Genomic DNA, 13,777 nt, shown 5'->3' with positions numbered 1-13,777 from the left:
ACCATGTGCATCTCAGAAGTTAGCTTTACGCATGGCAATAAACCAGGTAAGAAACTCTCTGCCTCACGTCGCGTAATTTTTGCTCTGTTAAACCGTATCCATGGCGCCGGGTTACGCATCTGTGATCCGCACCTTGGCGAACAGTTTTTTGGCGATCCGCAGGCGGCGTTACAGGCGGAAGTCCATGTTAAGCATACCCGGGCTTACCGCCGCGTCTTGCTGGGCGGCAGTATCGCCGCGGCGGAGAGCTATATGGACGATGACTGGGATACGCCGGATTTAACCGCGGTGATCCAGACGCTGGCGCTAAATATGGCGGTGATGGATAAACTGGAAGCGCGGCTCAGCTGGCTTACGGTGCCGGTTAACAAGCTGATTCACGCCCTGCGGCGCAATAGTGTGCGCCAGGCACGCCGCAATATTGCCGCGCATTACGATTTGGGCAACGACTTTTACCGCGCCTTTCTCGACCAGTCGATGCAGTATTCCAGCGCCTGGTTTCGTGACCACAGCATCACGCTGGAGCAGGCGCAGGAAGCAAAACTACGCCGCCTTTGCGTCAAGCTGGCGCTGCGCCCCGGCGACCATTTACTGGAGATCGGCACCGGCTGGGGCGCGCTGGCGGAGTTTGCCGCCCGCGAATATGGCTGTCGGGTCACCACCACCACCATTTCGCGCGAACAATATCAGTTTGCCAAACGGCGGATTGAACAGGCGGGGCTGAGCCAGCAGGTCACCGTACTGTGTGAGGACTACCGCAACCTGCAGGGTCAGTATGACAAGCTGGTCTCTGTCGAAATGATTGAAGCCGTGGGGCGTCGCTATATTCCGCTGTTTGTCCAGCGCTGTCAGGAGCTGGTAAAACCAGGCGGTCGGCTGGTGCTGCAGGCGATTACCATCAGTGAAGCACGCTACGGCAACTATGCCAAAGGCGTGGATTTTATTCAGCGCTACATCTTCCCCGGCGGCTTTTTACCCTCGATTACCCTGTTACAACAGACGATAAGCGAGGTTAGCGACTATGTGGTGCAGGATGTGTTTGAGATGGGCAACGACTACGCCAGAACCCTGCGCGAATGGCGCCAGCGTTTCGACCACGCCTGGCCGCAACTGGCCAGCGGCCACTTTGATGAGCGTTTTCGCCGCATGTGGTTGTTCTATCTCTGTTACTGCGAAGCGGGTTTTATGGCACACACCATTGGCACCGTGCAACTGACCGCCGCGCGCGCATGAAAAACTGGCGCTTCTGGCTGCTGACCCTCGGTTTCGACGCTTACTGGGCGCTGGCGGTCGGACTGCGCGAACGCGCCGAACTGCTAACAGCGGCGATTGCCGTGCTGGCGCTGCTGCTGTCACCGCGCGCCAGCCGCTGGTCGCTGGCAGCGCTGACCCTTTCCGGCATCGTGCTGGATAGTCTGTGGCTGATGCTCGATCTGTTCCGCTTTAGCGGCAGTCACTGGTTGCCACTGTGGATGCTATCGCTATGGCTGACCTTCGCCTGCTGGTGGCGCGCACTGATGGCGACGCTGAAGTTACCCCTCAGCTGGCTGATCCCGCTCGGTGCTGTCAGCGGCCCGTTAACTTATCTGTTGGGTGAGCGGCTGGGGGCGATGCAACTGCAGCATAGCGCCGCGCTGGTTTATCCACTGCTGGCCTGCGGCTGGGCGCTCTGGCTGCCTCTGACGCGCCGGATACTGAGGAACCGATAGCATGAAAAGATGGCTGTATTGCTTACTGCTGCTGGCGCCGCTTACCCACGCCAGCGACTGGTTACACTGGAAAAAGGTGGGTAGCGCCACGCTGAACTGGGGGCCGTTTACGGTTTATGACTCGCAACTGCTGACGCCGCAGGGGAAATACCGCCCGCAGCAATGGCCTCTGGCGCTGGTGATCACTTACCGACGAGATATCAGCCGTGAGGACCTGTTAAGCGCCACCGAACAGCAGTGGCAGGCGCAGGCCATCGGCAGTGAGATACAGCGTAAAAGCTGGCTCAGTCAGCTGGACAGCATCTGGCCTGACGTCACCAGTGGCAACCGCATAGCGTTTCAGGCTGACCAGCAAGGCGGCCAGTTTTACTGGCAGCAATCAGGTATCAACGACAAGATTTCCGCCATTGGTCCGCGTTTCGACGCCACCTTTCGTGATGCTTTCTTAGCCATCTGGCTGTCAGCCAAAACCGAATACCCTGAACTGCGTCAGGGTCTGACCGGAGGAGCATAATATGTTGAAAAAACTCAGTCTGATACTCTGCCTGTTCATCAGCGGCTGCGGCGCCACTATTGATGATTACCAGTCAGCCACGCCGAAAATCGACATCTTCCGCTATTTTAATGGTCAGTCACGCGCCTGGGGGATGGTGCAGGATTTCACTGGCAAACAGATCCGGCGCTTTGAAGTCAGCATCCGCGGCGAAGTCGTCGGCGAAACCCTGACGCTGCACGAGCAATTTGTCTATGACGATGGTGAGAAGCAGACGCGCGTCTGGCATATTCGCCGGCAGCAGGATGGTCGCTACGTCGGCACCGCTAACGATATTATTGGCAGCGCCAGCGGGCACGCGGCAGGTAACGCCTTTAACTGGCGCTATCAGATGGAAGTAAAAACCGACGCCTCCAGCTACCGTCTTAACTTTGACGACTGGATTTACCAGCAGGATGAACGCCATCTCCTCAATGTCACCTCACTGAAAAAACTGGGGATTGAAGTGGCGCGCGTCACCCTATTTTTCACTAAAGAAGCCGACAGCACGCAATAAAAACCCGCAATCACCTATGCTGAGAGGCGAGATCGGGTTATGATCCCGCCCTCTTTTTTGGTGAAAAGGCACGGTAATGAACCTGCAAAAAATTGCGATTATCTCTGGTTTTCTGATTATGGCGATCGGCGGCGTTGGCGGTCTGATGCTGGTGGGCTACGCCATTATTCTGCATGCCTCTTAAGCCGCTGCAGTAACCGTTCAAACAGCCGGTCGGTCACTATCGCCAGCAGCGCCACCAGAATCGCGCCCTGAATAATATAGGCAGTATTAAAACCGCTTAGCCCGATAATAACCGGCGTGCCGAGGGTTTTAGCGCCCACCGTTGAAGCAATGGCTGCGGTACCGATATTGATGATCACCGAGGTACGGATCCCGGCGAGGATCACCGGCGCTGCCAGCGGCAGTTCAACCTTGCATAAGATCTGCCACGCGCTCATGCCGACCCCTTCGGCAATTTCCCGTGCGCTGGCAGGCACGGCGGTAATGCCGGCCAGCGTACCCTGCAGAATCGGTAACAAACCATACAGCAATAAAGCGATAATCGCCGGTCGATCGCCAAAGCCGATAACCGGTACCGCAATCGCCAGCACCGCCACCGGCGGAAAGGTTTGTCCGGCCGCCACCAGCGTTTCGACCAGCGAGCGAAACTCCCGTCCGGCGCCGCGCGTTACCAGAATTCCCGCCCCCACCCCGATAAAGGTCGCCAGCAGACTGGAGATCGCCACCAGCTGAATATGCGCCAGCGCCAGCCGGGTAAAACTCTCCTGCTGATACAGCGGGCGTTCCAGTTGTGGAAAACACCAGGCGAACAGCGCGCCACTGTGCGGCAGCGCCAGCAACAGAGCGATAAATAACAGCAGCAGCCACAGCAGTGGGTCACGCCAGTAGCGCATCAGAATCCCTCCCGCTGACGCAGCAGATCGACAAAATGCAGCACGCCCAGCGGTTTTTGTTGCTTATCCACCACCGGCAATTTGTCCGTCTGGCGGGCGATAAACAGCGACAGCGCTTCGCGCAGGGTCATTGCCGCCGCCACCGCTTCGCCATCCAGCCACTCTCCGCGCCTGGCGGCCGCACCAGCGCTGCCGAGCGACAGCAAACGCACGCCAAGCTCACTGCGGCCAAAAAAATCACGCACGAAGGCATTGGCCGGACGGGTTAACAGTTCAACCGGCGTACCCTGCTGCACCACGCGGCCGCCATCCATCAGCACAATTTTATCCGCCAGCGCCAGCGCTTCATCAATATCATGGGTAACCAGCACGATAGTGCGCCCCGACAGCTGATGGATACGGATAATCTCCTGTTGCAGCGTCGCGCGGGTGACCGGATCAAGCGCGCCAAAGGGTTCATCCATCAGCAATACCTCCGGATCTGCCGCCAGCGCACGCGCGACGCCGACCCGCTGCTGCTGACCACCGGAAAGCTGATGCGGGTAGCGCTGACGAAACTCACTATCCAGATTCAGCAGCGTCAGTAGCTCAGTGACCCGCTGGCGAATGCGCGCTTTCGGCCAGTTCAGCAGTGACGGCACGGTGGCAATATTTTTCTCCACCGTCCAGTGCGGAAACAGGCCGATCGACTGAATGGCATAGCCCATTCGGCGGCGCAAATCCTGCGGATTAAAACGGCGGATCTCTTCACCGGCAAAGCGAATGGTCCCTTCATCATGCTCAATCAGCCGGTTAATCATTTTCAGGGTGGTAGACTTGCCGGAACCGGAGGTACCAATCAGCACGGTAAATTCCCCGGCGTCGATATTCAGGGTTAAATCACTTACCGCCGCGCTACCGTCAAAATATTTGCTGACCTGATTAAAGTGGATCATCGGCGTTTCGCCTCCAGTATCGAAATCACGAATTTAAACAGCGCATCGACCACCACTGCCATGGCAATCACCGGGATCACGCCAAGCAGCACCAGCTCCAGCGCACTGCTCAGTAAGCCCTGAAAGATAATCGCGCCAAATCCGCCGGCCCCGATCAGTGCGGCGATCACCGCCATACCGACGGTTTGTACCGCCACCACCCGTAAGCCGCTCAGCATCACCGGCAGGGCCAGCGGCGCTTCCGCATGCCAGAACACCTGCATGCGTGTCATCCCCATTCCTCTGGCGCTCTCAATGACCCCGGCGGGCACCTGCTGTAAACCGGCAACCACGCTGCGCACCAGCGGTAACAGCGCATACAGCACTAACGCAATCAGCGCCGGCGCCACACCGATGCCGCCGATCCCCCAGCTGGCAAGCAGCGGAAAGGTTTTGGCTAAACCCGCCAGCGGCGCAATAAGCAGGCCAAACAGCGCCACGGAAGGGACGGTCTGAATAATATTCAGTAGCGCAAACACCGATGGTTGCAAACGCGGCTGGCGGTAGCAGAGTAAACCAAGCGGCAAACCCAGTAGCAGCGTCGGCAGCAAGGTACTGAATAGCAGCAGCAGATGACGCGACAGCGCCTGATCAAATACCTCCTGGCGGCTGGCATACTCCTTCAGCAGCGCCAGCTGATCGAGCTGGCCCAACAGCAGCAAAGCAATAACCGGCAACCACATCTGGGCATTCAGCAACAGACGCCAGAAGGCGCTGGAGGTGGCGCGTGCCAGCGCATCGGCGGCGATCAGCAGACAGATCGCCGCCGCCAGCCACAGCCCACCGCCAAAGGCGGTGCGCGCCAGCGGGCTGCCCTGCTGAGCCAGGACAGCCGCGGCATGGCCACCGATCGCCACCAGCAGCGTCAGCAGAATTTCACTGAGTATCACCACCAGCGCCAGATTAGCGCGCGTCAGCGGACGCCAGGCCAGCAGCAATAGCAGTAACAGCGGTAGCAGCAGCAGGCCATTCAGTCCGTTCAGCAGGGACCACAGCGCCACCGGCTGACCGGATACCAGGCGATTGGGAGCATAAGTCAGAAAGGGCAGCGTGCTGCTGGCAATCAGCAACAGCAGCATCAGAACCAACAGCACGCGGTTATAGAGTGTAATGCGCAAAATAACTCCGTCTTGCCAGCGGATCACCCTGCTGCTGGCTCCGGTTGCTGGCGCGCAGGCGCCCGGGAGGCGGCCCTGCGCGACGATTTACAGCAGCTTTTTCTGTTTCAGATAATCGGCCGCTACGCTTTTCGCATCCTGCCCTTCTATCGCGATTTTCGCATTCAGCTGTTGCAGCGTCTGCTCATCCAGCGAGGCAAACACCGGCTGCAACCATTTAGCGATATCGGGATACTGTTGCAGTACCGCAGCGCGCACCACCGGCGTCGGAGCATAAATCGGCTGAACCCCTTTCGGATCGCTGAGGGTTTGCAAGCCCAGCGCAGCTACCGGACCATCGGTGCCGTAAGCCATGGCGGCATTAACCCCGGAGGTTTGCTGCGCAGCGGCTTTAATGGTTACGGAAGTATCCCCGCCGGCCAGCGACAGCAGCTGATCCTGTTTGAGTTGAAAACCGTAGGCTTTCTGGAATGCCGGCAGGGCATCGCTGCGCTCAATAAACTCCGCCGACGCCGCCAGTTTAAATTCGCCGCCAGACTTCAGGTAGCGGCTGAGATCGTCCAGAGAGTGCAGCTGATTCTTTTGCGCCACATCGCTACGCACCGCAATTGTCCAGGTGTTATTAGCCGGCGCCGGCGTTAACCAGCTCAGCTGGTTTTTCTGCTGGTCAAGAGTCTTCACTTTCTCATAACCGGCTTTGGCATTTTTCCAGGCCGCATCCTGCTCATCATTAAAGAAGAACGCGCCGTTGCCGGTATATTCCGGATAAATATCCAGCTCACCGGAAATAATCGCCCCACGCACCACCTGGGTATTACCCAGTTGGATCTTATTCACGGTTTTCACGCCATGTTTATCCAGCACCTGTAAAATCATATTGCCCAGCAATGAGCCTTCAGTATCAATTTTTGAACCAACACGCACCGGATCGGCCGCCGACGCGGTCCCGGCCAGCGTCATCAGCGCGGCGAACCCCAGCAAACCGCTACGCAATTTATTGAAAGTCATCTGGTTTTATCCTTTTCATCAATTAATCAGTCGCCATAAGCAAGCTATAACAGCGTAGCGCAAATCTCGTCACCACCAGGTAAAAGGCAGAAAAAGCCCACTGCGCCCCCCGATGGCGATAACAGTTTTCAGCCACTGCTTTCAACCGCCAAACGGTTGTAACTTATAACTATAAAGAATTTAACGCCCGGCTGACGCTGAGTATGCTGCAGGTACCATTCTAATAATGCGTTTACAACATCATGTCTGAATTTACATCTTCGGCGCACGTCGCGCTGACAGGGGAAACGCCGTCTGGCAAGGCGGAACTGATTCGCAGCGCGGCTGACGTCTCGCAACTGGTTAACAACAGCACCCAGTCACGCAGCAATGCGCATATCGTGATTGCAATTGCACTCGGCGGGGTGTTTCTTGACGCCTATGATCTCGGGGCGCTGGCGTTCGGGATTAAAGACGTTACGCGCGAATTTCATCTGACGCCTGCCGGCACCGGCATGGTCGCTTCGGCGATCACTTTTGGCGCCATTGTCGGCGCGCTGATAGGGGGTTACCTCACCGATAAAATTGGCCGCTATCGGGTGTTTATGGCCGATATGCTGTTTTTTGTCTTTGCCGCGCTGGCCTGCGCCTTTGCGCCCAACGAGTATGTGCTGGCGGCCGCCCGCTTTGTGATGGGTATGGGGGTGGGTATCGACCTGCCGGTAGCAATGGCATTCCTCGCCGAGTTCTCGAAGCTGAAGGGGCGCGGCAACAAAGCCGCCAGTATTGCCATGTGGTGCCCGACCTGGTATGCGGCAATCAGCACCTCCTATCTGCTGGTGCTGCTGCTGTATGCGGTGCTGCCGGAAAGTCACACCGACTGGTTATGGCGTCTGATCCTCGGTTTTGGCGCGGTCCCCGCGCTGATCATTATTGCCATTCGCAGTCGCTATATGAGTGAATCACCGGTGTGGGCAGCCAATCAGGGCGATCTGCAGGGCGCAGCCGCTATTCTGCGCAAATCCTATGGGATTAATGCCCAGGTGGCGGACGATGCCAGCCTGACGCCGGCGCAGGCAACGCGGCGGGCCAGCTGGAGTAATTACGGTGAACTGCTGAAAGGGGTCTATCTGAAGCGAACCGTACTGGCAACCATCATCTCCACCGTCTCGCCGTTCGCCTATAACGCGGTGGCATTTGGCCTGCCGGTGATTATCTCCAGCTTCCTCGCCCAATCGATGCTGACCACCATTCTGATCTCCCTGGCGCTGAATCTGCTGTTTGCCTTTGTCGGCGGGGTTCTCGCCGTGCGACTGGTGCCGCACGTTGGCGCCTGGAAAATGACCGTATTGGGCTACAGCTTCCAGTTGCTGGCGCTGCTGGGGCTGGCGCTGACCGGGCGCCCGGATGGCGGCGGCGAAGCGGCGTTTGCCATTGCCATGCTGGCGCTATTCCTGCTGGGCCAGGGCTTCGGTCCCGGCGCGCATACTATGACCTATGCGTCGCTTAGCTATCCGACGTCCCTGCGCGGGGTTGGCGTTGGTTTTAATCAGACGGTGGTGCGCGCCAGTTCGACGCTGTCGCTGTTCCTGTTCCCGGTGCTGGCGGCAACACTGGATACCGGCGTGTTCTGGGTGATTGGCCTGGCGCCGGTGATCGGTTTACTGGCGATGCTGTTAATGCGCTGGGAGCCGTCAGGTTACGATGTCGATGCCGAGGATTTTGCCCACTAGTTTTGTCAGGCCGGGATGATACCCGGCCGCTACATTTTGCGGGTAAAGTAGTTTAACTGCTGAGGAATGCGCGTGAAGGTGTGCAAAAACCATGGGGTAAAGGCAGCGGCATCCTGCTTAACTTCAGTGTTAATTTGCTCAAGTGAGGCGTAACGCCAGCTATCGGCTTCATCAGGATTAAGGCGCGGCAGATCGTCACTAATAGCAAAGAAGACGTGACCATACTCATGTTCGGTCAGCCCGTTGCTCATCGGCAGGTTATAGCTTAATTCAAACATCGGCGTCAGCGTCAGACGCATGCCCATCTCTTCAAACAAACGGCGCTCAGCGGCATGCTGGGTGGATTCCAGCGGATAAGGATGCCCACAGCAGGTATTGCTCCACAAACCGCCGCAGTGATATTTACCCGTGGCGCGTTGCTGCAGCAACAGCTGATGTTGCGAATTAAACACGTAGACCGTTACCGCGCGATGCAGCAACCCTTTCTCGTGTACTTCCAGCTTTTCCATTCGCCCGGTCGGACGATCAAGATGGTCTACCAGGATGACTTCTATCGCTGACATGACTGCTCCTTAGGACTAATCTCACTATTCTGACATATCCCGGGTCAGATTTGACCTATGAAATCGTGCGAAATTATGACTGTAAGTAAAAAAATAGCAAAGTTGGTTAAAATTGCCGTTGCTGAGTTAATCAGCGGTTTTGCCACTGCCCTCTGACAACAGCATTCAGCTATCAACCTCCACCACCTGCTGACGCGGGCGGAAAATATGACCCGCGCCATACTGCAACAGACGCGCCACCAGCTGATAGCCGCCATTTTCATCCGCCTGAGCAAATTCACGCTCGGCAGTGGTCACCGGGGTAGCCCATAACAGATTCACTTTCTCCCCTTCGCGCTTCGGCAGCGGAAACTGCCCCTCTTCCCGCGACAGCGCACCGGAGAGCAGAAAACCATCAAAACCGACCGGCGCCACCGCCGACTCCAGCGTATGCCCCTCACCGATCCAGCTTAATTTCGCCCAGGGAAGATGGGCAAAACCCGCCAGCGCACTGGCCATCTGCACCGCGTTATCTTCGGTCATCACTTCGGCATCAATCGCCATCGCCAGTTCGCTACGGCGATACTGCGGCGCCAGATCTTCGTAGAGAAAATCCACCCACGGCATTGGGCGAATACTCATCCCCAGCGTCAGGAAGTACCAGACGCCCTGATGATAATGCTGGGAAATGGCCATCGGCGGCCAGCTACCCTGATCGATGGCATAATATTTTAATGACTCGCCGTAGTGCGCTGCATAGCATTGCAGCATCTCGCGCTGCATCGGTTCCCACAAATGGCCATCATGCCAGTCGCGCCAGAACTGACGATACTTTCCGGCCTGCGCGTAATGTTGATTCGTCGAGGCCGACCCCAGCGGAGCAGTAAGACGGTTTGGTTTAATACAGCCGGCCGAGAAACTCACCTGCTGCTGCTGATACAGGCTCCAGCCAGGGATCACCGCCAGCAGTTGCCCCTGATACCAGACCGCCGCACCGTCATCGGCAGGTTCCCAGATAATCTGGATCGCGGCGGCATCAAGCGGTGGTTCGGCTTCCAGCGTGCGGCAATATTCGGCGCTCAGCAGCGGCGCAATCCCCTGCGCCATCGCCTGACGATCTTCCTGTTGCGGAGCAGGCAACAGATTACGCAGCCAGCAACCACGCACGGCAAACTGCGTACGAAACGGTTCGGCAGGCCAGATATAGAAGTAGGCGGCACGCTCATCCTGTTCGATGACGGCGGTTAGCGTTTGTTGCTGATTAGCCACTTCAGCAATCAGATGCGACTGTGTCATAAAGCCTCTACGTAGCGTGGAGGGATCCTTTTCCCCGAGAATAGAGCAGGATCCCCCTTCACGCCACGTCAGGACAAGGGTAAAACTCTCAAAAGTCGCGCCCCATCCGCCGCATCGCCCGCTGATAAGCGCCATTTTGCACCGCCCAGCGCAACCCTGCGGCGATAATGGCGATCTGCGTGTCGATATTTAAACGCTGCAAACGTGAGAAGCGGAAACCCGATTGCTGCTGCGCCCAGTCCGGCAATAAAGCGATACCGGCCAGCATTATGGTTTTCATTACCGGTTTTGCCTGCCAGCTGGGGGCCGGCGCATTGAGCAGCAAACGCGTCACTTCACGGGTACGATCGTCGCAACGCAACTGCGGACGCATCGCCTGCAGATAGTCGCTAATTTCACGCTGACTTTTGGGCACGCCGCGGGCGCCGAGGGCTTCCGCCACCAGCGCGGCTTCAGCGTAGTAACGGTCCTGCTCTGCCTGGCTGAGATCAGGATTCTTATAACGCAGATGGGCGGCGAGAAAACGGCTGGCCTCCGCCACATGCACCCAGGTCAGCAACGCCGGATCGCTGGCTGCATAGGCCTGCCCTTGCGCATCCACACCATTAACCTGCAGATGAATACGTTTTACCCGCTCAATTAAAGTCATGGCATCGGCACGATTGCCAAAGGTGGTGACGGCGACAAACTGACTGGTACGGCGTAAGCGCCCCAGCATATCGTCGCGAAAAGTGGAGTGATCCCAGACGCCAGCCAGCGCCAGCGGATGCAGCATCTGCATCAGTAGTGCGCTGACGCCGCCACATAACATTGCGGTAAAATCACCGTGCACCCGCCAGATAACACTATCCGGACCATACAGGCCGGCATCGCCCGGCGGTTGAGAAATATCAAATTCATTCAGCGACAGGCCATTCAGACGAAATACCTGTTGCTGAATTTTCGCGCGCAACCCTTTCATCCCGCCTCTGCTGATTCAGCTCTGCCGCCACTCAGGGACTTACGCCCCTGAGTGGCGCAACCATTACAGATAACTAAACTCCGCATCCTCGGTCTTCGCGGAATCCAGTCCAATCATTACGCTGAACTTACCCGATTCGGCTACCTGCTGCATACGCGCATTCCAGAACTTCAACGCATCAACATCAATCGGGAAGCTCACCGTTTGAGACTCACCTGCTTTCAGCATAATGCGTTTGAAGCCTTTCAGCTCCTTCACCGGACGGCTGATACTGGCGACCTGATCGCGCAGATACAACTGCACTACCGTGGCGCCGTCGCGATCGCCGGTATTGGTTACCGTGACGCTGGCGGTGATTTTACCGTTGCGCGGCATCGTGGTGGCCGACATTTTCACCGGCGATACCTGGAAGCGGGTATAGCTCAGACCATAGCCAAACGGGAACAGCGGGCCATTGGCGGTATCATAGTAATGCGAAGTGTATTTATTCGGTTTTTCGAAATTATACGGACGCCCGGTATTTAAGTGGTTGTAATAGATTGGGATCTGTCCCACTGAACGCGGGAAAGACATCGGCAATTTGCCTGACGGATTATAATCGCCAAACAGCACGTCAGAGATGGCATTTCCCCCCTCGGTCCCGCTAAACCAGGTCTCCAGCAGCGCATCCGTCTGCTGATACTCTTTCACCAGCACCAGCGGACGACCATTCATCAACACCAGCACCAATGGCTTGCCAGTGGTTTTCAGCGCGGCCAGCAGTTTCTGCTGGCTGGCTGGCAGCGTGATATCGCTGCGGCTTGAGGCTTCATGAGCCATACCGCGCGCTTCACCCAGCGCCACCACCACCACATCGGCTCTCTTCGCCGTGGCCACCGCTTCATCCAGCATCTGCTGCGCACTACGCGGATCGTCGTTAACGGCATTTTCATACAGATTCAGGAAGTCTTTCACTCCCTTACTGTCGGTAATATTGGCGCCTCTGGCATATAACAGCGTCGCCTTACCGGCAGTGGCATTTTTCATCCCATGCAGCAGCGTCACCGACTGCGCCGCCACCGCCGCTGCCGACCAACTGCCGATCATATCGAGCTGACTGTCCGCCAGTGGGCCAATCAGAGCAATGGTGCCCGATTTTTTCAGCGGCAGGGTTTCCAGACGATTTTTCAGCAGCACGATACTTTTGCGCGCGACATCACGCGCTTCGCTACGATGCAGGCGGCTTTCGGCGTTGGTATCCACCGGATCGCTGCCCTTTGGTCCTAAATGGCTGTAGGGATCGTTAAACAATCCCATATCATATTTCACGTTAAGCACATGACGGGTCGCGTCATCGATTTCACGCTCGCTGACCGCGCCGCTTTTGACCAGATCCGGCAGGTACTTGCTGTAATACTCGTCGCTCATGCTCATATTGACGCCGGACTTAATCGCCAGCAGCACCGCTTCGCGCGGATTGTTCGCGACACCGTGCTTCATCAGCTCTTTAATCGCCCCGTGATCGCTGATGGTTATCCCTTTGAATTTCCACTCATCACGCAAAATATCTTTCAGCAACCAGCTGTCGGCGGTGGCGGGAACGCCATTAAGCGAGTTCAGCGCCACCATCACGCCGCCACTTCCCGCATCCAGCGCGGCTTTATACGGCGGCAGATAGTCCTGAAACAGGCGCTGCTGACTCATATCGACGGTATTGTAGTCACGGCCCCCTTCCACTGCGCCATAGGCGGCGAAGTGTTTCACGCTGGTCATCACCGAGTAGCGATCCGCCGGGCTTTTCCCCTGCATTGACTGCACCAGCGTGCGCCCCATGGTGGATGTGAGGAAGGTGTCTTCTCCGAAGCCTTCCGATACCCTGCCCCAGCGTGGTTCACGGGTAACATCCACCATCGGCGCCCAGGTCATATTCAGACCATCATCCGCCGCTTCATAGGCGGCAATGCGCCCGACCTGCGCGACCGCATCCAGATCCCAGCTGGAAGCCAGCCCCAAAGGGATCGGAAAAGCGGTACGCTGACCGTGTACCACATCGTAAGCAAAAAACAGCGGAATTTTCAGGCGACTAAGCTGCATCACCTGATCCTGCATCTCGCGGATATCCGGCCGCGTTACGGTATTAAAGATCGCCCCCACCTGCTCATGCTGGATCATGTCGCGGATCACCTGTTTGGTGTTTTCCGGGCCGACACTGATCAGGCGCAGCTGGCCAATTTTCTCGTCAAGGGTCATCTTTTTCAGTAAATCAGTAACAAAGGCGTCACGGGCTTCGGGTGTGAGCGGATGCGGACCAAAGAGCTCATCGGCAAAAGCTGGCTGCATCACCAGCGTGACAGCAAGGCTGACAGAGTAAATCCATTTCATCAGATTGGTTTCTCTCAAGTAACTGCGCGGCAACGATTTATTGTGTCACTGAGCAAGAGTGATGGCAGCAGTGTGCCATAACTTTATGCTCCGTACCCGATAACAAACCACCGCGGCGGGAAAAATAGCCTAATAATGCACGGCTTACTTC

Annotated in this window: 13 protein-coding genes; 5 read left to right on the top strand and 8 right to left on the bottom strand. The window is 57.0% G+C overall.

Annotated features, from left to right (window positions below; all coding sequences use genetic code 11):
- The first annotated feature begins 3 nt into the window (after positions 1 to 3).
- From JWF83_RS12815 to JWF83_RS12800, 4 genes are read left to right on the top strand one after another with little or no spacing between them, the layout of a single operon-like run.
- Positions 4 to 1,233 carry a class I SAM-dependent methyltransferase gene (locus JWF83_RS12815; RefSeq protein WP_413650601.1) on the top strand — a complete coding sequence of 410 codons (1,230 nt, stop codon included), beginning with the start codon at positions 4 to 6 and terminating at the stop codon, positions 1,231 to 1,233.
- On the top strand, positions 1,230 to 1,709 hold the full coding sequence (locus tag JWF83_RS12810) for a DUF2878 domain-containing protein (protein ID WP_413650600.1): 480 nt from the start codon (positions 1,230 to 1,232) through the stop codon (positions 1,707 to 1,709). Before JWF83_RS12815 ends, JWF83_RS12810 begins: the two co-directional genes overlap by 4 nt.
- Before the next feature lies 1 nt (position 1,710).
- Entirely contained in the window at positions 1,711 to 2,223 is a 513-nt protein-coding gene (locus JWF83_RS12805; protein ID WP_413650599.1) for a hypothetical protein, read from the top strand.
- 1 nt (position 2,224) lies between these two features.
- Complete coding sequence (locus JWF83_RS12800) at positions 2,225 to 2,758, top strand: DUF3833 domain-containing protein (protein WP_413650598.1); 534 nt, start codon at positions 2,225 to 2,227, stop codon at positions 2,756 to 2,758.
- A gap of 164 nt (positions 2,759 to 2,922) precedes the next feature.
- On the opposite strand, the gene JWF83_RS12795 is transcribed toward JWF83_RS12800, so the two are convergent.
- The 4 genes from JWF83_RS12795 to JWF83_RS12780 all read right to left on the bottom strand — a co-directional run bounded on the left by JWF83_RS12795 (position 2,923) and on the right by JWF83_RS12780 (position 6,754).
- Positions 2,923 to 3,654: an ABC transporter permease gene (locus JWF83_RS12795; protein WP_413650597.1), complete on the bottom strand. Its 732-nt coding sequence runs from the start codon at positions 3,652 to 3,654 to the stop codon at positions 2,923 to 2,925.
- Entirely contained in the window at positions 3,654 to 4,589 is a 936-nt protein-coding gene (locus tag JWF83_RS12790) for an ABC transporter ATP-binding protein (RefSeq protein ID WP_413650596.1), read from the bottom strand. The genes JWF83_RS12795 and JWF83_RS12790 overlap by 1 nt, the downstream gene beginning before the upstream one ends.
- Complete coding sequence (locus tag JWF83_RS12785) at positions 4,586 to 5,746, bottom strand: ABC transporter permease (RefSeq protein WP_413650595.1); 1,161 nt, start codon at positions 5,744 to 5,746, stop codon at positions 4,586 to 4,588. Before JWF83_RS12785 ends, JWF83_RS12790 begins: the two co-directional genes overlap by 4 nt.
- 87 nt (positions 5,747 to 5,833) lie before the next feature.
- Positions 5,834 to 6,754, bottom strand: a complete 921-nt coding sequence (locus JWF83_RS12780) for an ABC transporter substrate-binding protein (RefSeq protein WP_413650593.1) — start codon at positions 6,752 to 6,754, stop codon at positions 5,834 to 5,836.
- Between the two features lie 242 nt (positions 6,755 to 6,996).
- Between JWF83_RS12780 and JWF83_RS12775 the strand changes: the two genes are divergently transcribed.
- Entirely contained in the window at positions 6,997 to 8,466 is a 1,470-nt protein-coding gene (locus tag JWF83_RS12775; RefSeq protein WP_413650592.1) for an MFS transporter, read from the top strand.
- A 29-nt stretch (positions 8,467 to 8,495) separates the two neighbouring features.
- Here JWF83_RS12775 and idi read toward each other — a convergent pair whose 3' ends face one another.
- From idi to bglX, 4 genes are all read right to left on the bottom strand, one after another.
- Entirely contained in the window at positions 8,496 to 9,029 is a 534-nt protein-coding gene (gene idi, locus JWF83_RS12770) for an isopentenyl-diphosphate Delta-isomerase (RefSeq protein WP_413650591.1), read from the bottom strand.
- A 165-nt stretch (positions 9,030 to 9,194) separates the two neighbouring features.
- Positions 9,195 to 10,304, bottom strand: coding sequence for a suppressor of fused domain protein (locus tag JWF83_RS12765; RefSeq protein WP_413650589.1), 1,110 nt, complete (start codon positions 10,302 to 10,304; stop codon positions 9,195 to 9,197).
- An 88-nt stretch (positions 10,305 to 10,392) separates the two neighbouring features.
- Positions 10,393 to 11,265, bottom strand: coding sequence for an oxygenase MpaB family protein (locus tag JWF83_RS12760; protein WP_413650588.1), 873 nt, complete (start codon positions 11,263 to 11,265; stop codon positions 10,393 to 10,395).
- 63 nt (positions 11,266 to 11,328) lie between these two features.
- Positions 11,329 to 13,626, bottom strand: a complete 2,298-nt coding sequence (gene bglX / locus JWF83_RS12755; protein ID WP_413650586.1) for a beta-glucosidase BglX — start codon at positions 13,624 to 13,626, stop codon at positions 11,329 to 11,331.
- Positions 13,627 to 13,777 lie beyond the last annotated feature (151 nt).

This window comes from Pantoea sp. B65 (genome assembly GCF_047308185.1).
Taxonomy (GTDB): Bacteria; Pseudomonadota; Gammaproteobacteria; order Enterobacterales; family Enterobacteriaceae; genus Erwinia.
This window is presented reverse-complemented; position numbering and strand designations above follow the sequence as displayed.

What these genes read in the sequence shown, in the direction of transcription:
- JWF83_RS12810 (WP_413650600.1), top strand. Translation starts at nt 1,230, where the DNA reads ATGAAAAACTGGCGCTTCTGGCTGCTGACCCTCGGTTTCGACGCTTAC.
- JWF83_RS12795 (WP_413650597.1), bottom strand. Translation starts at nt 3,654, where the DNA reads ATGCGCTACTGGCGTGACCCACTGCTGTGGCTGCTGCTGTTATTTATC.
- JWF83_RS12805 (WP_413650599.1), top strand. Translation starts at nt 1,711, where the DNA reads ATGAAAAGATGGCTGTATTGCTTACTGCTGCTGGCGCCGCTTACCCAC.
- idi (WP_413650591.1), bottom strand. Translation starts at nt 9,029, where the DNA reads ATGTCAGCGATAGAAGTCATCCTGGTAGACCATCTTGATCGTCCGACC.
- JWF83_RS12760 (WP_413650588.1), bottom strand. Translation starts at nt 11,265, where the DNA reads ATGAAAGGGTTGCGCGCGAAAATTCAGCAACAGGTATTTCGTCTGAAT.
- JWF83_RS12765 (WP_413650589.1), bottom strand. Translation starts at nt 10,304, where the DNA reads ATGACACAGTCGCATCTGATTGCTGAAGTGGCTAATCAGCAACAAACG.
- JWF83_RS12815 (WP_413650601.1), top strand. Translation starts at nt 4, where the DNA reads ATGTGCATCTCAGAAGTTAGCTTTACGCATGGCAATAAACCAGGTAAG.
- JWF83_RS12775 (WP_413650592.1), top strand. Translation starts at nt 6,997, where the DNA reads ATGTCTGAATTTACATCTTCGGCGCACGTCGCGCTGACAGGGGAAACG.
- JWF83_RS12800 (WP_413650598.1), top strand. Translation starts at nt 2,225, where the DNA reads ATGTTGAAAAAACTCAGTCTGATACTCTGCCTGTTCATCAGCGGCTGC.
- JWF83_RS12790 (WP_413650596.1), bottom strand. Translation starts at nt 4,589, where the DNA reads ATGATCCACTTTAATCAGGTCAGCAAATATTTTGACGGTAGCGCGGCG.
- JWF83_RS12780 (WP_413650593.1), bottom strand. Translation starts at nt 6,754, where the DNA reads ATGACTTTCAATAAATTGCGTAGCGGTTTGCTGGGGTTCGCCGCGCTG.
- bglX (WP_413650586.1), bottom strand. Translation starts at nt 13,626, where the DNA reads ATGAAATGGATTTACTCTGTCAGCCTTGCTGTCACGCTGGTGATGCAG.